This window comes from Prolixibacteraceae bacterium (genome assembly GCA_019720755.1).
GTDB classification, from domain to species: Bacteria; Bacteroidota; Bacteroidia; order Bacteroidales; family Prolixibacteraceae; genus Halosquirtibacter; species Halosquirtibacter laminarini.
Genome location: CP081303.1, coordinates 1,622,804 through 1,643,760 on the forward strand (window position 1 = coordinate 1,622,804; position 20,957 = coordinate 1,643,760).

At 36.2% G+C, this 20,957-nt stretch carries 20 protein-coding genes and 1 CRISPR repeat array; of the genes, 18 read left to right on the forward strand and 2 right to left on the reverse strand.

Annotation, left to right across the window (positions count from 1 at the left end; genetic code table 11):
- The first annotated feature begins 2 nt into the window (after positions 1 to 2).
- The 15 genes from K4L44_06570 to K4L44_06640 all read left to right on the forward strand — a co-directional run bounded on the left by K4L44_06570 (position 3) and on the right by K4L44_06640 (position 15,944).
- Complete coding sequence (locus K4L44_06570) at positions 3 to 1,394, forward strand: hypothetical protein (GenBank protein QZE15490.1); 1,392 nt, start codon at positions 3 to 5, stop codon at positions 1,392 to 1,394.
- 8 nt (positions 1,395 to 1,402) lie between these two features.
- Positions 1,403 to 1,921 carry a TIGR04423 family type III CRISPR-associated protein gene (locus tag K4L44_06575; GenBank protein ID QZE15491.1) on the forward strand — a complete coding sequence of 173 codons (519 nt, stop codon included), beginning with the start codon at positions 1,403 to 1,405 and terminating at the stop codon, positions 1,919 to 1,921.
- An 11-nt stretch (positions 1,922 to 1,932) separates the two neighbouring features.
- Positions 1,933 to 4,407 (forward strand): TIGR03986 family CRISPR-associated RAMP protein, encoded by a 2,475-nt coding sequence (locus K4L44_06580; protein ID QZE15492.1) that lies wholly within the window; start codon positions 1,933 to 1,935, stop codon positions 4,405 to 4,407.
- A gap of 4 nt (positions 4,408 to 4,411) precedes the next feature.
- Complete coding sequence (locus K4L44_06585) at positions 4,412 to 5,440, forward strand: DUF1887 family protein (protein ID QZE15493.1); 1,029 nt, start codon at positions 4,412 to 4,414, stop codon at positions 5,438 to 5,440.
- On the forward strand, positions 5,441 to 6,712 hold the full coding sequence (locus K4L44_06590) for a TIGR02221 family CRISPR-associated protein (protein QZE15494.1): 1,272 nt from the start codon (positions 5,441 to 5,443) through the stop codon (positions 6,710 to 6,712).
- A gap of 8 nt (positions 6,713 to 6,720) precedes the next feature.
- The gene (locus K4L44_06595) at positions 6,721 to 8,055 is read left to right on the forward strand and encodes a TIGR02221 family CRISPR-associated protein (protein QZE15495.1); all 1,335 of its coding nucleotides are present in this window, start codon (positions 6,721 to 6,723) and stop codon (positions 8,053 to 8,055) included.
- Between the two features lies 1 nt (position 8,056).
- Positions 8,057 to 8,413, forward strand: coding sequence for a CRISPR-associated protein (locus tag K4L44_06600; GenBank protein ID QZE15496.1), 357 nt, complete (start codon positions 8,057 to 8,059; stop codon positions 8,411 to 8,413).
- Positions 8,414 to 8,477: 64 nt separating this feature from the next.
- The gene (gene cas1, locus K4L44_06605; protein ID QZE15497.1) at positions 8,478 to 9,467 is read left to right on the forward strand and encodes a CRISPR-associated endonuclease Cas1; all 990 of its coding nucleotides are present in this window, start codon (positions 8,478 to 8,480) and stop codon (positions 9,465 to 9,467) included.
- Positions 9,464 to 10,468 (forward strand): hypothetical protein, encoded by a 1,005-nt coding sequence (locus K4L44_06610; GenBank protein QZE15498.1) that lies wholly within the window; start codon positions 9,464 to 9,466, stop codon positions 10,466 to 10,468. The genes cas1 and K4L44_06610 overlap by 4 nt, the downstream gene beginning before the upstream one ends.
- Complete coding sequence (gene cas2 / locus K4L44_06615) at positions 10,461 to 10,934, forward strand: CRISPR-associated endonuclease Cas2 (GenBank protein ID QZE15499.1); 474 nt, start codon at positions 10,461 to 10,463, stop codon at positions 10,932 to 10,934. The genes K4L44_06610 and cas2 overlap by 8 nt, the downstream gene beginning before the upstream one ends.
- 344 nt (positions 10,935 to 11,278) lie before the next feature.
- Positions 11,279 to 13,082: direct repeats of the CRISPR family, unit length 37 nt; unit sequence GTCAGAGAGTATGTTCCAGCGAGAGTAGGATTAAGAC.
- 720 nt (positions 13,083 to 13,802) lie between these two features.
- Positions 13,803 to 14,189 carry a hypothetical protein gene (locus K4L44_06620; protein ID QZE15500.1) on the forward strand — a complete coding sequence of 129 codons (387 nt, stop codon included), beginning with the start codon at positions 13,803 to 13,805 and terminating at the stop codon, positions 14,187 to 14,189.
- 5 nt (positions 14,190 to 14,194) lie between these two features.
- Entirely contained in the window at positions 14,195 to 14,608 is a 414-nt protein-coding gene (locus K4L44_06625) for a hypothetical protein (GenBank protein ID QZE15501.1), read from the forward strand.
- A gap of 24 nt (positions 14,609 to 14,632) precedes the next feature.
- The gene (locus K4L44_06630) at positions 14,633 to 14,827 is read left to right on the forward strand and encodes a hypothetical protein (GenBank protein QZE15502.1); all 195 of its coding nucleotides are present in this window, start codon (positions 14,633 to 14,635) and stop codon (positions 14,825 to 14,827) included.
- Positions 14,828 to 15,176: 349 nt separating this feature from the next.
- Positions 15,177 to 15,380 carry a hypothetical protein gene (locus K4L44_06635; GenBank protein QZE15503.1) on the forward strand — a complete coding sequence of 68 codons (204 nt, stop codon included), beginning with the start codon at positions 15,177 to 15,179 and terminating at the stop codon, positions 15,378 to 15,380.
- A 51-nt stretch (positions 15,381 to 15,431) separates the two neighbouring features.
- Positions 15,432 to 15,944, forward strand: a complete 513-nt coding sequence (locus K4L44_06640; protein QZE15504.1) for a hypothetical protein — start codon at positions 15,432 to 15,434, stop codon at positions 15,942 to 15,944.
- A gap of 672 nt (positions 15,945 to 16,616) precedes the next feature.
- Here K4L44_06640 and K4L44_06645 read toward each other — a convergent pair.
- Together K4L44_06645 and K4L44_06650 are read right to left on the reverse strand one after the other, a co-directional pair.
- The gene (locus K4L44_06645) at positions 16,617 to 17,258 is read right to left on the reverse strand and encodes an IS3 family transposase (GenBank protein QZE15965.1); all 642 of its coding nucleotides are present in this window, start codon (positions 17,256 to 17,258) and stop codon (positions 16,617 to 16,619) included.
- On the reverse strand, positions 17,201 to 17,473 hold the full coding sequence (locus K4L44_06650; GenBank protein ID QZE15505.1) for a hypothetical protein: 273 nt from the start codon (positions 17,471 to 17,473) through the stop codon (positions 17,201 to 17,203). The genes K4L44_06645 and K4L44_06650 overlap by 58 nt, the downstream gene beginning before the upstream one ends.
- Positions 17,474 to 17,600: 127 nt before the next feature.
- Between K4L44_06650 and K4L44_06655 the strand changes: the two genes are divergently transcribed.
- The 3 genes from K4L44_06655 (at position 17,601) to K4L44_06665 (ending at position 20,663) form a co-directional block, all read left to right on the forward strand.
- A complete protein-coding gene (locus K4L44_06655; GenBank protein ID QZE15506.1) occupies positions 17,601 to 17,897 on the forward strand; it encodes a hypothetical protein in 297 nt (98 codons plus the stop codon).
- Positions 17,898 to 18,017: 120 nt separating this feature from the next.
- Complete coding sequence (locus K4L44_06660; protein ID QZE15507.1) at positions 18,018 to 19,544, forward strand: PepSY domain-containing protein; 1,527 nt, start codon at positions 18,018 to 18,020, stop codon at positions 19,542 to 19,544.
- Between the two features lie 99 nt (positions 19,545 to 19,643).
- The gene (locus K4L44_06665; GenBank protein QZE15508.1) at positions 19,644 to 20,663 is read left to right on the forward strand and encodes a WYL domain-containing protein; all 1,020 of its coding nucleotides are present in this window, start codon (positions 19,644 to 19,646) and stop codon (positions 20,661 to 20,663) included.
- Positions 20,664 to 20,957: the final 294 nt, after the last annotated feature.

Below are 20,957 nucleotides of genomic sequence, written 5' to 3' on the forward strand. Positions count from 1 at the left end.
ACATGGGAGAAGTAAAAAATAAATACAGATATATTGCTCGCTTCTATGTAGAGGCGGCTACCGCTTTGCATATTGGCTCTGGAGAGTCCAATGCGAACATTGATCAGTTAATAGTTCGTGATTCTTTAGGGTTACCAATGATTCCAGGGACTTCGTTAATGGGGGTAATTCGTCATGGTTTATCTATAAGTGATGACTTTGATGTAGATAAAATTTGTGGTTCAGGAGGAACTAAAGGTACTGGCTCGTGCTTAAAGATTAGTTCTGCACACATAGTTGGAGATTATCATAAAGTCATAGAGAGACATGAAGATGAACAGAAGGATCTTTATCGCATTTTTGAAGACCTGCCAGTTCGCCATCATGCTCGTATTATGCATACCGGAGCAACTAAGAAGCATGGAAAGTTTGATAATGAAGTTTTGTATAAAGGGACTCGTTTCTGTTTCGAGGTAGAGCTCGAAGGAACAGAGTTATCACAAAAAGAGTGGCAAGCATTGTTAACCTTTATCAAATCTCCTAGATTTCGTATCGGTGGAGGTACCCGCAATGGAATAGGAAAATTAAAGGTTTTATCTTTTCAAGAGAGAGCGTATAATTTAGAGAATAGCATAGACCTGCTAGATTATATAAGTAAACCAAATAGTTTGAATAGTGATTTTAAAGGGGCGATAAAACATGACTGTACTTTAAATAAGAAAGATATAACGAATTGGTCTCGTTATGAGTTGAATATTATACCTGAAGAGGGTATGCTATTTGGTAGTTCTTTAGCTGGAAGTGTAGATGTGATTTCTGTTGAAGAACAGAAAATATCGTATCAGAATGATAAAGTCACTCTCAGTGGATCTAAGGATAAAAAAGAAGTTTATTGGTTGATCCCAGGTTCTTCTGTAAAAGGGGCAATATCTCATCGGGTAGCATATCACTACAATAAGGATAAAGGTTTATTTTCGGATCAAGTAGATGACATCTCGAACCTTGTTGGAGCCAATAATTTGGCAGTAAGAACACTTTTTGGTTTTACTTCTGAAGAGTGTAACAACTTAGCAAACGATGAACTAAGTGCTGCTCGTGGTAGGGTTATTTTTGAAGATATGATGATTCCTAAGAGGAGTGTAAGGGTGTTAAATCATGTGACTATCGATCGCTTTACAGGTGGTGCAATGGATGGACACCTATTTAATGAAGAGATAGCTATTCCTCAAAAGGAGATGGGAATGACAATTTATTTAGATCGACCTGAAAGTATTGATGCTGATATTATCCTTGCTTTTGAAAAAACTCTAAAGGATATTACAACAGGGATGTTACCATTAGGGGGCGGTGTCAATAGAGGACACGGCTGTTTTGAAGGGACTGTAACAAGAAATGATCAACCACTTAAATTTTAACCTTTATCATGAATTGTAATCAAATCGTAGAGATGGAAAAGACTCTTTTTACTGTGTTTAAGGATATTAATGCTCCTGAATTGCAATCTCTTTTAGAACATGTTCAAGAAGGCTATTATTGGTCGTCTGATAAGACGGAGCCAGTAGTGTTGAAGCAGGGTGTTGCTTTTAATGCACCTTGTGTAGATAACCCATATATTGTTGAGGCATATCTTTTATGTCAAGATTCTGATCAAAAGTTGCAAAGTGTTACGGTGAAAGATCGTGGTGATGGTGCAACGATTGTAGTTACTCCATTAGAAGCTTTAAAGGAGAATATGTCCATGTCAGAAGACCTAAAGAAAGCTTTCTTTGGTTATGAAAAAAGTTATGAGTCACATCGAATGGATAATAGATATCTAAGTTTCTATGAGGTGTGGAAGTTAGAGGAGGAGCCCGTTGCAGAATTGTATTGTGATGAATCAAATGAAACGATGATGGTGTTTAAACCATTTATGAGAGTTTTTAATGGTTTTGTTAAAAAGTAAAAACGAAGGATATGTCTGAAATAGAAATGAAAGCCCCATATAATTTTGTGCCATTAAGTAAGAATATTTATTTTCCAGATTGGGCAGATCAAATAAGTCATGATGTACCATTTTCTGATGGAGAGAGTGGTGTAATCGATATAAAACTTACTGCTGAATCGGATATTATTGTCAGTGATGGCAATAAGAATGGTACAGAGCAGTTTTGTCACTATATGCATGGAGGTGAGAGGCAGTATTTTATTCCTGGTACGTCTATGAAAGGTGCTATACGAAGCGTCTTCGAGATTCTTAGTTTCTCGAAAATGGATCTAATTCAAGATAGTAAGTTAGCTCTTCGTGATTTAAATAATACGGATGTATATACATTGACAGAAGATGCATCTAAGATTCGTTGTGGGTGGTTGTATCAGGATGGTGTGGATTATAAAATAGAGGACTGTGGCCGTCCATTGAGAATTTCTCATGCGGATATTGATGCTTTTTGGAGTGTAAACTTTGTTGATTCGTTCAAATTTAATGGAGCACAAACCACACAGAAAGGATTTCCAGCTAAAACAATCCGAGAAGAGGCAAAGCATGCCAAGTTTAAATATCAGATGTTTACTGGCAAAAATCTTACTTATAGGTATAAAGAAGAGCATATTAAGTCTAAGATTGAAGATAAGCTTATGGCTCGTTTTTATTCGAATTCAAATCAAGAGGGAACTTTGGTATTTACAGGTCAAATTGATGCCCGAGGTGAGATTTCTAAGGGAAAAGGAAAAAAAAGAACCGTAGGTAAATTTTATGAGTTTATATTTCCTTCTTCAACTAGCCATGAAATAGAAGTTCCCTATGAAAAATGGGATGTGTTTAGAAAGAGTTATAATGATCATCTCCCAGATCAAATATCCATTGATTGGAAGTATTGGAAAGAGAAACTAAAGGAGGGAGGAAAAGTTCCTGTTTTCTTTCGTAATAAAGGTAATATAGTGAAAGATTTTGGCTTGTCTTTTTTGTATAAATTGCCTTATAATTATTCTGTAAAAGATGCCAGAGAAGAAAATCACAAAAGAAAAATAAAAGATTTAGCATCGTGTGTCTTTGGATTTACGACGGATGAAGATGCATTAAAGGGACGAGTGCAGTTTGGAAAATTAAACACAACTAGCCATGTAACAACAGGTTCAAAGGTAAGTGTTATTTTAGGAGGTCCAAATGCAAGTTATTATCCAACTTATATTGATCAGAATCATCATTCTAATGGTGATGGTACAATTGCAAAAGATTCATATGAGACTCTTATGAGCCCGTCAGCAAGACTTGCTGGGTGGAAACGTTATCCTGTAAAAGATAGCGTAAAATTAGGATCAAAAGGGAATGGTAATGAAAAAGTTAAAACTCATTTTATCCCTCTGAAAGAAGGAGTCGTTTTTAAAGGAAAGATACGAGTACACAACCTTCGTCCAGTAGAACTAGGAGCTTTAATCTCTTCTCTTTTGCTTCATGGACATCCAGATGCATTACACCATATCGGGAAAGCCAAGTCATTAGGGTATGGTAATGTGAAATTAGAGATTACTGGCATGAATGGATTTAGTCGTTCTGAAGTTTCCTATTGGATGCAAAAATTTGAAGAGGAGTTGAATGTTGTCCTCTTTAGTGGAAAAAATCAGTGGTGTAAAGAATCTTCTATCAGAGAGTTGATTGCGATGTCTCTTCCTGTTGTCGATCGAGATGATCAACTCAGTTATATGGAATTGAAAGATTTTTCTAAAGCTAAAGGATCAAAATTAGGTAAAAATCAAACTCCTGGAAAATATCTTGAAAGATTTACAACAGTTTTTGGATCTGACTTCGTGGTTCCTTCTTATTCTGATCAAAGTTCATTAGAGATGGTGATGTTAAACAGAAAGCCTCAATATGACCAATATCTTGATAAACAAAATGCTATTGAAGAAAAAGAGAAGAGAGCACATGAAGCAATCCTATTTGAAATTAAGCGTGAGAAAGCACGTCAAGTCGAGGAGGAGGTAAAAAGAAAGAATGAAGAGAAATTGCATGCTCTAGAGGAAAAACAAGCAAAAGAACGTAAACAACGTGAAGCTGAACAGTACGAGAAAGATGCTTATCTTGAATCGTTACGTCAGCAAGAGGAAAAGAAAAAACGAGAGCAAGCGCAAGAAGATAAGAAAAGACAAGAAGAGAATAAAAGTAAGAAAGAAAGCGCTGCCTTAGAATTAATAAAGTCAGGATTAGCTTCCAGCGTATTATTAGATAAAGGTATTAAAGAGAATAAGAACTCAATCAGAAATTATAAGAACTCTTTAGTTTTAACAAACAGTTGCTTTTCAGATTCTGATTTAGAAGTTTTAAAGAATCTAGTAGGTTACTCTTTAAAGAAGACTCCTAAGCAATGGAAGAATAATAAAAAAGGGGATTTTAAATGGTTGATTGAAATTGTTGGCAATGCTAGTCTAGTATTGTCTTGGGTGAATAGTTAGATTTATGAAAACTGTATTAATATCTATAATCAGTGAACAGACCATTCCTAATGTGTTGATGATTCGTGAGCTTCGAGGTCAATATGATGAATTGGCTTTTATTACTACTTCGCAGATGGAAGAGAAGTGTGTAGGAGATCATGTGGAGATGGCTTGTGGACTTGATAAAGGGAGTGTCGGTCGTATCGTGGTGGAGCCAGATCTATTACAGCGCACCTCGGAGTTGTTGTCCGAAAATTTTTCCAATGAAAATCATTATCTGGTTAATATTACTGGGGGGACAAAGTTGATGTCGGTGGCTGTCTTTGAGTTCTTTTCGAAGATGTCTAGTGAGATTTTCTATGTGCCTATCGGAAAGAATCGTTACCGAAGAGTATTTCCTTACGATCAGGTGGAAGAGAGAGACATTCGATGTAGATTGTCTCTGAAGGCTTATTTGTTGGCTTATGGAAGATATTTCTCAGGTGAGAATAAACTTAAACGAGATGCTTCTGTTTCGATGCAACTTCTTAAGGATTTAAATAAAGTAGGCTTTGACCAGAGTAGGGTGTTTCAGATATTTCATGCACAAGAGCTTCCTGATAGAGAGGATCGTACTTACTTCTCTGGTGGGTGGTTTGAAGAGTATTGTTTTCATGTGATTCAGCAACATTTTAAAGGGAGTGATGTGTGGATGAATGTAGAAGTGCTTCGTGATAAAGATCAAGTAAAGAATGACAATGAATATGATGTGATGTTTGTCTACGAGAATGCCCTGTATGCCATGGAGTGTAAGGCACGCATCTGGAAACATAAACCAACAGGTTCCCCATTAAAACGTCATTTGGATGATTGTTTGTACAAGCTCGCAGGAGTGACTAAGAATGTTGGGTTAAGAGTTAATTCATATCTTTTGGTTCTCTCTGATTTGGATCAGTTTTCAGTCGAATCGAAAGAGAATTTAAAAATGCGTACAAACCTTTTAGGTATTAAAGGGGTAATTGCACAATCGGATTTTAATGGCAAATCAGATTGGGTGAAAAAAATAAAATAGATGGGAAGAAATATATTGATCTCCTTTTTGGGTAAAACTAATTATAGTAAAACAATTTATCAATTGGAGGGGAAGGAGTGTAGTACTCCAACTTTCACTCCAATGGATGCTTTAAGGGAGTACTATCCTTTTGAATTTTGTTATGTCTTTGGAACCGCTGACTCTAGTTGGGATTATCTTTTGAAAGAAGAGTTTAAGAATATTGATCTTTCAAAAGAGGATTTTATTCGTCAGAAGTCTTCTCTAGCTATTAGAATGAGAGACCATAAAATTAAGCCAGAAATTATTCATTATGGGAAGAATAAGCATGAGCTAGAAGAGAATCTAAAGATTATTATCAATGCATTGATAGACTTAAGAGATGGTGATAAGATCTTTATTGATATAACTTACTCATTTCGTTCAATACCTCTTTTTGCAATGAATGTAATTCAATATCTAAAAGAAGTTTCTCCATTGAATATTGAAATTGGTGGTGTCTTTTATGGCATGTTTCTGGCAAAGGATCCTTCAACAGGTATTGTCCCTTTGGTTGATATGGGACCAACTATTGAATTGATGGATTGGATTAAGGCTGCATCAGAATTTAAAGATCATCAAACGGCAGACAAGTTTGCTTCTTTATTAGGTCGAAATGATTTAAAGCAAGAAGCTGAACGTATGCAATCTTACATTGCCATAAATTCAGTTACACATTTACGTAAGTCTGTAACTGAATTTAAAAATTTATGGCTTAATGTAAGCGATTCTATTCATAAAAGGTTAGTTTCTCCTGCAGTACTTGATTTTCCTGATAATATCTCAAAAAGAGGAGAAGGTAAAGAATATCTAATATTAGCAAAATTGTCTGATTTACAATGGAAGCAGGGGCAGTATCTTGCTTCTATTACTAGTTGTTGGGAGGCATTGATTTCATATGTGTGGAGCATTTATAAATCACATAATAATAAAGGATATCCAAAATCATTTTGTTTCAATATAATATCAAAGCATTTGTGTGGAAAAGAGTATTTCTATTACGATTCTTTACCCTCGATAGATAATGAGTTTAGAGAGAAGATAGATGATTTTAGAGGGTATCGTAATATGATGGTACATGCAGATGAAAAAAAAGGATATGAGCTTGATGCTGATATGATTGATAAAGAATTGAAAGAGACTCGAAGACAGATAATAGAATCAATTCGTACAAATATTATTGGGCCAGTAGCTTATCGTATTGTTAGTAGTGAGAATTTTGGTAATGATTTGAAAGATAAAAAATCAAAATAATAATAAAAATGGCTAGAAAAGTATTTATTTCCTTTTTAGGATCAAGTGGATATAAAAAATGTTGTTATCAATTAAAGGACTATATTTCAGCTCCAATTCGTTTTATTCAAGAGGCAACGCTTGAAGCATTAGGTGTTGAAAATTGGGATGAAAATGATAAAGGGTATATTCTTTTAACTGATGGTGTGAAAGGGAGTAGAAATTGTAATTGGGAAGTAGGAATTGAGAATCAATATGCTCCTTTAAAAGATCAGATAGAATATAAAGGATTGAAACCTGTTTTAGAGTCTCATAATTGGAAATTTAAAATAGAGGAAATTTCCATCCCTGATGGAAATAATGAGATTGAATTATGGGAGATCTTTAATCGATTGTATGAAGTTCTACAGGATGATGATGAACTTTATTTAGATATCACTCATGGTTTCAGATACCTCCCGATGTTAATGTTAGTTTTATCTAATTATAGTAAGTTCCTTAAAGGGGTTCGAGTTAGACATATCAGTTATGGTAATTTCGAAGGTGGTTTTGAGAACCCTGCTACTAAAATTATTACTGCACCAATTATTGAATTGACATCATTCAGTGAAATGCAAGAGTGGACCTCAGCAGCAAGTGACTTTGTGCAGTATGGACAAACTAAAGGAATTGAAAGTCTACTTCCAAAAGATAGTGAGCTAGGAAATAATCTGCATGAATATACTACATTACTTCAAACAGTAAGAGGGGGTGATCTAATAAAAAATACACAAGTAGATAATCTTAGATGTTCTTTGGATTCTTTGGATTCAGTTGATGGTCCTAAACCTTTGTCTCATCTAGCGGATAGGATGAAGTCGACTGTTGCAGGCTATAAAGAAGATTCTGTTTTGAATGGTTTTGTTGCTGTTCGATATTGTATTGACACAGGTCTGTATCAACAAGGGTATACTTTACTTGAAGAGTTTATTATTACTAAAGTAATGGAAGAGCTTGGTGTTTTATCAAAGTATTTTACGGATAAGGATGTTCGGAATTCTGTTTCAGGAGCATTGAATGTAAATAAACTTGAAAGTTATAGTTTAGAGGCTGCACTTAGCCCTCGAGCCTTTGAAAAATGTTCAAAATTAGATGAGAGTGATTTTAAAAGTATTAATTCTTTAAGTACACTAGGAGAGAGTGTTTTTGAACTTCCTTATTTCAGTCTTTTGCGTAAGAAAGTATTTAAAAGTTTATCCCCTCTTAGAAATGATTTTGCACATGTTGGGATGAATAATAATCCAAATACAGGTGAAAAGTTAATCCAACAATTGAAAGATAAATTCCAAAAGACCTGTGAAATATTTAATATTGATTTAGAGTAGTATGTTTATAAATTTAAGTAATCATCCCTCTGTAAATTGGCAGAAGGGACAACTGGATGCAGCGAGAGAGTATGGAGAGGTGAAAGATTTGGCTTTCCCTGCAATGGACCCTTCGTGGGGTCACCAAAGAGTAGGTGCGCTTGTGGAGGATTATTTGCAGCGGGTGTTACTCTTGCTAGAGGAGGCTGAGGAGAAAGTGGTGCATATTATGGGGGAGATGACTTTTACCTATAATATGGTGAAAATGCTGAAGTCGCATGGGGTTAAGTGTTTGGCATCTACTACCCAAAGGGTGGCAACAGAAGAGAATGGTGTGAAGACGACTGTCTTTACTTTTGTCATTTTTCGAGAATATTGATTTGTATATTTTCCCTCTCTATGAATATTTGTTTCTTATAGAGAGGGGTTAATGCTTTTGCTTTATGGACCTAATTTTAAATACTTATGGCACAACTCTAACCAAAGACCTTGACTCGTTTGTGGTTGTGCATCCAGATGGAAAACAACGTGTTCATCCTAAGGGGGTGAAGTGTATCACGATCTCTAAAGGGGCGATGATTACAAGCGATGCCGCAATATTGGCTATCGAAAACCAAATCGATGTGCTTTTTGTGGATACGAAAGGTTCTCCTGTGGGAAGGGTGTGGAGCCATCGCTATGGTTCGGTGTCTACCATACGAAGAAACCAATTGGATTTTACTTTTAGTTGTAAGGCGGTGGATTGGGTGAAAGCAATACAACAAGAGAAGATAGGCAATCAGCAAGCTTTGTTGTTGGCTCTGACTCCTACTTCTTCGGAGATGGAGGCTGCAGTGAATGGTTGTGTGACTAAGTTGGAGGACTATCGTTCTAAGATCTCCCTTTTAGAAGGGGAGGTGGTGAGCGATATTGCTGCTTCTTTACGAGGTTGGGAGGGGGTGGCTTCTCGTGCTTATTGGAAGACAATTCAACTCTTTATGCCTGAATCTATGCGTTATGAAGCTCGTTCACAGCACCCAGCAATGGATCTGTTCAATTGTTTGCTGAATTATGGTTATGGGGTTCTTTATGGCAAAGTAGAAGGGGCATTAATTAAAGCGGGTATTGACCCTTATGTCGGAATGTTTCATCGTGATGATTATAATCGTCCAGTTTTGGTGTATGATGTGATTGAACGTTTTCGTATATGGGTTGACTTTGTGGTGATCTCTTTGGCTACCCAAGAAGCGATTCCTGTTGAGGGGTATCGAATAAAAGAAGATGGAAGTGTTTGGTTGGATGCTTTAGGTAAGCGTATTCTGATACAGTCTCTAAATGACTATTTTGATGAAGTGATTACTGTTGCTGGTGTAGCTAGAAGTCGAATGATTCACCTTCATCGTTTTTGTGAACAGTTGGCTCAATCATTTTTACAATATAATCCAGAGAGATGATTTACGCAGGAAGAAATATAAAACAGGTTCATGATCCATTACAAAAGGTAGATGTGGACTATTTGAAACGTGCTATTGCAAATCCGAAACCTCAGATTGTTTCTTTGATTGAACGTTTGAGACAGGTGCAGCAAATATCTATTGATCGTTATCGAACACTGAAAACGGAACTCCCTTATATTGTTACTGCGACATTTGTTCCTGCAATACGTAAGAAAGACAATTTTGCTTCGATACAGTATTTTATTCTAGATCTAGATCATTTGGTAGAACGTGGCTTTACTTGTGATGGCATTAAACAGAAGTTGTCCCAGGATAGTCAAGTGAAGATGATTTTTAGTTCTCCTGGAGGAGATGGCTTAAAGGTGTTGTTTTGTCTTTCAGAACCTTGTGATGACTCTCAGAAGTTTACGATATTCTATAAATTGTTTGCTACTTATTTCGGGACTTTACATCAGTTGGATGATGTGGTGGATAAAAAAACTTGTGATGTGACTCGTGCATGTTTTGTTAGTCATGATCCAAATATTTTCTTTAGAGAGAATTGTGAATCAGTGGTAATGGATCGTTTTGTAAACTTTGAAGATAGAGAAACTGTTGGTCATATTGAGAAAGAGTTGGCTTTTGAAAAGTGTGAGGCAGATAAACAAGAGAAGGAGAAGCGAACTCCTGTTGGAGATGAGATGATGCAAAAAATTAGAGAACGTCTCAATCCGTCTCAAAAAGTGAGAGTGAAGAAAACCTATTTTGTTCCTGACGAGGTTGAGGCTATACAAGAAACGTTACTTGATCGTCTGCAGTTTATGGGATTTGTTGTCGATCAGGTGGCTTCAATTCAATATGGAAAGAAATATTATGTTTCTGTTGGTTCTAAGAGAGGGGAGGTGAATCTCTTTTATGGGAAAAGAGGTTTTACGATTGTTAAGACTCCTAAACGTGGTACTGATCCTGATTTAAATGAGTTGGTGTGTAGGGCAATAGAAGAGGTGGTCTATGGCTAAAAAACGAAAAGAGTTAACCTTTTATGAGAAGATACAAAGGATAAAAGAGGCTGGAATTAAACCTGTTGTAGTAGGGGAGGATCAGAAAGATGAGGAGTCGTTAAAGTCCCTTGATCAACGTATTCAAGAGATGTTGGGTTTGTCAAAAAGTAGATTAAAACATAATGAAATGATCTTTTTTGTGATGTATGATATTGAAGATAATAGGGTGAGAACTCAAGTGTCTAAATTTTTGTTGAAGAAAGGGTGTCATCGAGTGCAGAAATCCATCTTTCTTGGTCGCTTGGAAAGAAAACAGTACAATGAAATTGCTACTGCCCTGAAAGAGATACAAGAGTTTTACGAGAATAAGGATAGCATTCTATTGGTTCCTGTCTCTTCTGATGAAATGCGTGCAATGAAGATTATTGGAGAGAATGTCGATTTTGATGTTATTTTGAGAAATCGTAATACTCTTTTTTTCTGATTCGTTTCATTTAGATCCTTTATCAATGGTTCGTTATATCTAAGAGTGGTCGATTAGTTATATTTATTTCTAGTATTGTTGCAATTTGGTAACAATACTAGATCTTTTTTGTGATAAATTGCTTTATGTAGATATAATTTTGTATATATTTGAATTAATGATAGAGTGTTTAAAATAGCTGTTTATTGAATTATAATATACTGCTAAATAACATCTTTTTAATGTTGAATTATTTATTACTTTTGTGCGCTCTAGGAAGAGTGTTAAATATTGTAAAAAAACGGCCGTTTTTAATGCTATGCTATAAAAATAGTGCTGATAATCAGCATTTTAATTTTCTATCTGTCAGAGAGTATGTTCCAGCGAGAGTAGGATTAAGACAGCCTCCACTCTACATTGTAGAATGATTTTGCGTCAGAGAGTATGTTCCAGCGAGAGTAGGATTAAGACCTCTACTTTTGAGTAGTAGAACTCCAACTTGCAGTCAGAGAGTATGTTCCAGCGAGAGTAGGATTAAGACGATCCCGTCTGAGATCTCGACAGCTTCATCTTTTGTCAGAGAGTATGTTCCAGCGAGAGTAGGATTAAGACAGCTCCATATCCTTGGAATGATAGAAACCATCCTCGGTGTCAGAGAGTATGTTCCAGCGAGAGTAGGATTAAGACTCTTCCCCTGTATCTGGTGAATTTCGTGCAAAAGTCAGAGAGTATGTTCCAGCGAGAGTAGGATTAAGACCAAGGTTTTCCATGTAAGTACGGAGGTTTGTTGGTCAGAGAGTATGTTCCAGCGAGAGTAGGATTAAGACTTCTTTAGCTAATTTCATTATATCTGACCTAGATGTCAGAGAGTATGTTCCAGCGAGAGTAGGATTAAGACTTATTGTTATACTCCCCCAATAATGGTGTTGCACTGTCAGAGAGTATGTTCCAGCGAGAGTAGGATTAAGACAATTCTATCAACTCGTAGCCTTTACGCTCTATTGGTCAGAGAGTATGTTCCAGCGAGAGTAGGATTAAGACCAAAGAGATCTGATAGAGATAAACCATCCAATCGTCAGAGAGTATGTTCCAGCGAGAGTAGGATTAAGACAGTCCCAAACTGGAAGTTACAATAGTTCTCCATCCGTCAGAGAGTATGTTCCAGCGAGAGTAGGATTAAGACCCTCCACTACCATGACATCGGTCATGTAGAATTGATGTCAGAGAGTATGTTCCAGCGAGAGTAGGATTAAGACATCATAGCCATGACTATGATATAAAGAATGTTAGTCAGAGAGTATGTTCCAGCGAGAGTAGGATTAAGACTACGTTCGTATAGTAGGCGGTTGTGTCTTCGTCGTCAGAGAGTATGTTCCAGCGAGAGTAGGATTAAGACTTGCCAATGAAATGTAAAAACATCTCCTTAGTCGTCAGAGAGTATGTTCCAGCGAGAGTAGGATTAAGACTTTGTGTATATCATGCAATACGATGATATCGCCTGTCAGAGAGTATGTTCCAGCGAGAGTAGGATTAAGACCCTCTCTGTTTTATTATATAAATCTAGCGTCATGTCAGAGAGTATGTTCCAGCGAGAGTAGGATTAAGACTATCGAAGGTTCTTCCACAAACGCTTTCTTTTGGTCAGAGAGTATGTTCCAGCGAGAGTAGGATTAAGACTGAGCAGTTGAACTCAATGAGTTCATACCCCTTAGTCAGAGAGTATGTTCCAGCGAGAGTAGGATTAAGACTTGGTTATTCTTACTCACACTTACAAAAAACATTGTCAGAGAGTATGTTCCAGCGAGAGTAGGATTAAGACCATTTAAAAATCTTCTCTCAAATTCTTGATTAGTCAGAGAGTATGTTCCAGCGAGAGTAGGATTAAGACTTTTTTTGCGTTGCTAGTCCAATTGTTTCACCACGTCAGAGAGTATGTTCCAGCGAGAGTAGGATTAAGACGTCTGTGTACTTTTTTAAATCCGCAGGTAGTAGTCAGAGAGTATGTTCCAGCGAGAGTAGGATTAAGACATAGTTGCCATAATGTAAAAATTTAAAATGTTAGTCAGAGAGTATGTTCCAGCGAGAGTAGGATTAAGACGACGGTAATGATTTTGTTACTTAGTTTGCTGCTCGTCAGAGAGTATGTTCCAGCGAGAGTAGGATTGCTTGGACAAGTTCAGCAACCTTATATTGATATCTTTTTGATTTAATCGATTTTTTACGAGACCCGTTCTTCAAATGGTGGTCCCTGTGCTTGGACAAGTTCAGCAACCTTATATTGATATCTTTTTGATTTAATCGATTTTTTACGAGACCCGTTCTTCAAATGATGGTCCCTGTGCTTGGACAAGCTTAGCAACCTTATATTGACACCTTCTTGATTTAATCGATTTTTTACGAAACCCGTTCTTCAAATGGTGGTCCCTGTGCTTGGACAAGCTCAGCAACCTCAATGTCGATGTGTTTCAAGATTGCATGAGACTTCGTGCAATATTCACCGTATCTATTTAGTTTAAAAAACTAATGGAAGCAGGAGCTTCCTAACTCCCTGGCGTTAAAGTATCGATTGGTGGATGTGTCATTTAATCGATGCAGCCATTGGTGATGATAGATTGTTGCGACATTTCGTATTAAAAAAACTGTATTGATCTGTTCAATTTGTTGGATCTATGGTGAATCGCTTATCTAGATTCATCTGTGGTGTTCTTCTTTGTTTTAGCATTACTGTATAAAATAATATTTTTATGATAATTCTTTTTGCAGTGTAAGTAGACTGCACAACTGTCCCTTTTCTTTGTTTCAGTTATTAAAAATTGAGGTTTTTATGGGTGTTATTCTATAACTACATGAATTAACCTTTGTGAATATGTTTAATTGAAATAGAGAAATATGTTTGAAAACTATTGGAATCGGATAATTGATTGGTTTTATGATAAGAAGGATCGCCGCAAATTGATTCGAGAATTTAATACTGCAGCTAGACACTCATTTATACAGGGAATGGCTCCTTCGTTACTTAAAGCAGATATCTCGAAAGGAGATGCTTCATATCGTCATCAATTTTCTCATTGGAGCAAGACTGGTTTTCGTATTGTGGCGTTCTCAGGTCGTCAACTACAGCGTAATGAGATGGAGCAGATCGGATCAGTGATCCTTTCAAATGACAATTTGATGCGACAGTTGGTGGTTCTTGGTTGGGACACACTAGAGATTCATGGAGATGAAGGGCAGTATGGTCTTCGTTGGCAATTAAAAGACTATTTGGCATTAAATTAAAGAACATGAAATACTTATTTCTAATTTCTACTCAAGATACACTGCAGCATGTAGTGAAAAATGTATCTGATTCGGCCACTACAGAATCGACAATATTTGGCAATATATGGTTCTGGGTCTCGATAATAGAGGCTGTGGTTATTTTGCTTTTGTGGATGAAAAAAAGACACCCCTCTGCATTGGAAAAAAAGAAGGAAGAGATACTAAACGAAGCTGTGGATTTTGATAATGTGATGAGAAGCTCTTTTCAGAGTAGCGAACGTTTAGATCGACTAAAAAGAAAGTGCCATCCAGATCGTTTTGTCTCTGATCCAGAAAAACAGGCACATGCTGAACGAATTTTTCAAGCAGTAATTGAAGGCAAAGATGACTATAAGAAGCTAAAGGCTTTGGAAGAGGAAGCTAGTCAGTATCTATAAGTTTAAACTATTTATATCTAAAATATGAAAATACTAATATTTGTTATTTTCCGATTGCTAATATCCTTTGCTATCGGAAGAATGGGAGAGAATCGCAAAATTGGCTATGGCTGGAGTTTCTCGTTATCTCTCTTTTTATCTCCGATAATTGCGTGGATTATAACACTCTGTTCTCGTAAAAACTCAGAGGTTCATTTTATAAACACAAATGACAAATAATAGGATTCATAATTTTTTTGTGGTGTTTGGGAGACCTGCTTTTTAGGTGACTTCAATTTAGTGAATGCCCGATAGGCTAAAACGAAAGGCTTTGGAGCCATGGTGAATCAATATCTATATTTAAAAACTTTTTATATCTAAAAATGAAACTATTAACATCATTCATTGCATTGCGAATATTGTTATCTCATTACAACGGGAAGTTGGGGCGGAAATACCGAATCGGATATGGTTGGAGTTTTGTAGTGTCTCTTTTAATCTCTCCGATTGTTGGATGGATCGTAATATGCTGTTCTAGTAAAAAATCAAAGGCTAACTCAATAAACTGTAAAGATTAAAATAAAACGATATGAAAGGATATGGAATCTTTTTTGTAGTGATTGGCACACTTGCATTTTTGGGTGATATGTCTACTCTTATAATAACTGGTAGACCTCCTAACTTTGTTGGGGTCTGTATTGTAATACTTGGAGCCTTTTTGTGTTCGACAGCCAATAGACACAAAAGAGAAATGGAGAAGGAGAAGAAGGACAGAGATGCCTTTAATCAATAAATATACTTGTCGAAATAAATAATTCAATTAACACAATTAAAATCATTAACTATGAAACGTTTTACTACATTGTCTTTGATGCTACTATTTATAATCACACTTTTTAGTAGTTGTACCCAACGATTGCTTGATTTTACGATGATCTCTTCGAAGAATATAGATCTAACGCATGGCGCAGATTTTCAACGAGGTCCTAAACGTGTAGATGGCGCAGACAAGATTCATTACATCATCTGTTTTCCTACAGGAGTGGTGAATATTAAAGAGGCATTAGACAGAGCCATTGAATCAACTCCTGGCTGTGTTGCTTTGCTTGATGGTGTTATCTATTGTAAATATTGGTATATCCCATTGATTTATGGTCAATACAAGGCTATTGTAGAAGGAACACCATTGATTGATCCACAAATAAAGCAAACTAGCAGTGTTCAAGATAATTATCGTATCCTCTCCTTCGACAAAAAGGGAAAACTTACAGAGAGTCGTAGTGTGGATGCCGAAACATTTGCTGGATTGACCCATAAGATGATCCCCATGAAGGTTGGTGATCACGTAAAAAATTAACAGATTTGTCTTGTTGATGTTGAAGACTTTCTAATATAAAGCTCTTATCGAGATCCTCTGTTTTTGAATTCAACGGTGGGAGCTTGTAGTGAAAAAGAGATGGGAGAGACAGCCCATCTCTTTGATATCCCCTTTTTTATGAACACATAATGCTTATAGAACACGATTGAAGTTATTAAGCGATAGTATTGAAGGAGATCGAATCTTGCCTGAAATATTGGCTTGAAAGAGATCTATTTTATGATTTTTACCAGTCGTTTGGTATCTGTTAAATTTTAATGTTTTATAAATTGTTAGTATGAAGTTTTTAGTTTTATTATTGCTTACTCCCTTTCTCTTAAGACACAAAGAAGGTACTAATGCTTACTTTGGATATGCAACAAAATATTGGACAATTAATTAAGCCACATTAAAATATTTCTGTTTCCCAAATTCGAGAGGAGTCAAATAACCAAGTGTTGCATGTCTTCTCTGTCTATTGTACCAAATTTCAATGAATTTGACTATGTCTATTTTAGCCTGAAAATAAGAGTGATATTATTTATGATCAATCATTTCTGATTTGATAATCTTAAAGAAGCTTTCTGCTACTGCATTATCCCAGCAGTTTTCTTTTCTGCTCATACTTTGTTTTATTCGATCTTTAACTAACTCATCTCGAAATACTTTTGCTCAATATTGTACTCCTCTGTCAGAATGAAAGATCATACCTGGCTTAATATCACGATTTATTTTAGCCATCCTCCATTCTTTAAGTATTGTACACTCCGTGGTCATATTATCAGAAAGAGACCATCCAATTACTTTTCGATCAAAAAGGTCTATTACAGTTGTTAAATAAAACCATCCTTGGTCTGTTGGAACATAGGTTATTTCAGAGACCCGAACTTTCGATGGTTCGGCAGGAGTAAACTTTCGATCCAAGTGATTCTCTGATATTATATTTAAATGATTAGAATCAGTTGTTTGCACCTTATATCTCTTATTTACAATACTTTTAATAGATTCGTTTTTCATTATTCTTGCAACTCTATTTCTTGAAGTAACAACGCCTTGCACTCTTAATTCTGCTGTAATTTTATTACTACCATATCGGCACTTAGATTGTTCGTATATTTCTCGAATACGAATAGTATCCTTCTTTATAGCAATAGATCTAGGAGCTTCTTCTCTTGATAACCAATCATAAAAACCACTTCGACTCACTTGCATAACACGGCACATATCCTCGACAGTAAATTGGTTGTTAAACGTTGCTATAAATTCATATTTGTGCTGTCGCTCTTGGAGAATATGCTCACTGCCTTTTTTAATATATCTCGCTCTATTTGTGTTTTACGAAGTTCGGCTTTTAGTGCTTTAATTTCTTCTTGTTCAGATGTGCGAACTCGATTATCGTTTCCTTTAAAACTATTCTCTTTGAATTGAGAATGCTCATTAATCCAACGATATACCATTCTTCTATCAAGATCCATATCCGAAGCAACCTCACTTGTTGATTTGCCACTAAGACAGAGGTTAACAGCCATTGTCTTGAATTCTTTGTTGTAACGTTTCCTTTGCTTATAATCATATTGTAAAGATAAGTGCTTTAATTAATTGTCCGAAAAATGTAGCACATCCACTTATGCTTTGAACCGATATACGAATCATCATATGACCGTTGGGGGAGATGGTACCAAGGATGCTGCAGATACTTTTAAAAGTGGTTCTGTAGATATCTATTATCAAAAAGTGCTGCCGAATGAACAGGAGGTCTTAATGAATGTCGTGGGAAACTATTATTCCACCTCGTCGGAGTATAAACTTTTGGAGATTGCAACGTTTGGTGAACAAGATACTTTGCTCTTTGATTTTATGAAGAGTGACAAGATACTCTGTTGTGGTAGAGTGAGGACACTGTCCCAAAAAGTGTGTAAGTCATTTTGTATGTCTAGTATAATGTCAGAGTGATCGTATAAATGGGAGTAAAATAAAGAATCGACGATAGGTTTAATGTAATGGTAACCCTAGAAAAGATTGGATTTTATGATTTTAGATCGTTTATTTGTTCTGATTAAAAATTAGAATGTAATGAAGAACAGGAGTAAAAAGCTGCATCGTTGGCCAGGATTAGTTATGGCATTTTTCTTTATATACTATGGTGTCTCTGGTATTCTTTTGAATCATCGTAATACAATATCCTCTGTGGATGTTTCACGTAAGCTTCTTCCATCTTCTTTTAGATATAATCATTGGAATAATGCTGCCTTAAAAGGAGATTTAAGAGTCAATAAAGATAGTATCTTGGTTTATGGTAATATTGGTGTTTGGGTTACCGATCATGAACATCGTAATTATCGTCCAATAAATAATGGTTTTCCTGATGGGGTGGATAATCGTAAGGTGAATGATATTCTGCGACTACCCAATGGTAATCTATATGCTGCAACGCGATCCGGACTCTATTGTTGGGATGTTAAAAGACGGAAATGGGATAAATTTAAAATGTCGACAGATGCACCTCGTTTTGTCGGTTTAACCCATGTTGGTGACACGCTTTATGCTGCAAATAGGTCGAATCTTTATCGAGCTTTTTCTCCAGTTATTGGATCTTCTTTTGAGGAAATTGTTTTGCCTGCCCCTGTTGGATATCTCAAGAAAGTCTCTCTTTTTCGGACTGTTTGGCAGCTACACTCAGGAGAAATATTCGGTCTTCCTGGGAAATTATTTATTGACTTTTTGGCATTAATTCTTATGTTACTTTCTGTAACTGGCATCTTCTATCTATTTCTCCCAAAATGGATACGTAAGAAGAGACAAAAGGGTAAGAAGCTTAATCGGTCTGTAGGTCTTTTTAAATGGAGTGTCCGAAAACATCATAAAGTTGGTATTTGGTCTTTTATTTTTGTTGCCTTTCTGACTTTTACTGGGATGTTTCTTCGTCCTCCTTTAATTCTTGCAATTGCGTCAGGAGAAGTTTCTCCTATTCCATATTCTCATTTAGATAAGAAGAATAGTTGGGATGATAAGCTTCGGGATATCCAGTATGATCGTTTGAGAGATCGAATGATGGTTGCTACTTCTGATGGAATCTATAGGGTGGATTTATGGGATGCTCCGTTACACAAGTTTGCTATTCAGCCACCAGTAAGTGTGATGGGGATAACGGTCTTTGAACCACAATGGGATGGTAGTTTTCTAATTGGCTCTTTTCAAGGTCTCTATCGATGGAATCCAGAGATCTTTCAAATATTGGATGCCATGACAGGAGAACCATATAAAGATAGTGGATCAGGACGTCCTGTCGGAAGTCATGTTGTGACTGGTTTGATTCATGGAGAGACAGGAGAACGGTTTGTTGTGGATTATTTTAAAGGCGTGAGAGAATCAAATTTAGGACATCGTTTCCCTGCGATGCCTAGTTCAGTGAAAGAAGTGTCTCCCATGTCTTTGTGGAGTGTGGCCTTAGAGGTTCATACAGGACGTATCTTTCGAGATCTTTTAGGAGATTTCTATATTCTGATTGTTCCGCTTTCAGGCATTGTTGGATTATTGGTCGTTTTTAGTGGGCTTACCTTATGGCTGCGTCGTTATAGAAAGAGAAAAAAGAACGCTTAGTTTGTTGGAGCCTTTAAATTAATTTTATTCATCCCTAACTGATATTATCTCTTTTCGACTATATTTATGGTAAATAATATAGGAAAAACCAGATAGATTATGTCGACGAATCGAAATGCAATAATACGTTATAAGACACTAGATCGATGTTTTAGAAGTAGATCAAGAGATTATACCTTTCATGATTTATTAGAAGCATGCAATAAAGCCCTTGTTCGTGTTAATCCTAAATCCACGGGGATATCAGAACGTACTTTACGAGGGGATATTGCAGATATGAAGAAGCCTGAGTTGTTTGATGCTCCTATTGAAACAAGGCAAAGTGGAATTGGAAAGTCTGAATATTACTATTATGATGACCCTAATTTTATGATCTTTAATCAACCTTTAGATGAGGGGGAGGAGTATCATCTTCGCGAGGCTTTACAGACATTATCTCAGTTCAAAGGATTACCTCATCTATATTGGGTAGATGAGATCATGCTTCGATTGCGCGAATCATTGAATATAGACCCTAAAGAGTGTGTCATGATGTTTGATGAAAATCCAAATTTGGAAGGTCGGGGTTTTATGACAGGGCTTTACGATTCTATTGTTCGAGAACAGACCATAAAACTGTTGTATAAGCCATTTAACTATGATGAGCCTTTTGAAGTTGAGGTGTCTCCTTATCTTTTGAAGCAATATAATAATCGTTGGTTTCTTTTTGCATGGGGAATGCAGGAGGATTGTCTTCGTATCTACTCTTTAGATCGGATTAAGAAAGTAGTGAGAACAAATGGTTCGTATCGTAAAAATGTAGATGTCGATTTCCAGGATTTCTTTGAAGAGATTGTAGGAGTAACCCATCATGATATTCCTGAACAGGAAATTCTATTGAAAGTGGACCTTGATTTAATTCCTTATATTCTTACAAAACCGCTTCATCCATCCCAGTCAAGTTTTCGAAAAGAGGAGGGGATCATACGCATTTGTGTGGTGCCAAACTATGAGTTGGAGTCTCTAATACTCTCTTTTGGTGATCGGATGGAGGTATTGGAACCCATTGAATTTAGAGAACGTATAGGCAATAGAGTTGCACGTCTATCGGAACGATATTCAACGAAAGGAGGTGAATAATCATCGAATATTACCTCTTTGATAGATTGTGGTGTATTTGGTTGATTATTCGAGTGGTAAGTGTGTGCGAATGGGTTTTATTGATGTAACGACCATAAGTGTTCGCGCATGAATTACACTGTTGCTTCCTTGTCCATTTCCAACCTTTTTGTTTTACACTGTTGCTTTTAGAAAAGACAAATTGAAGGAGATATGAATTAAATAATAGAATAAAATTTACAAAGTAATTGGTTGTGTAATACATCTATTCATGGAGTTGAATGTAGAAAGTAATATTTAATAATAATGGTTCAT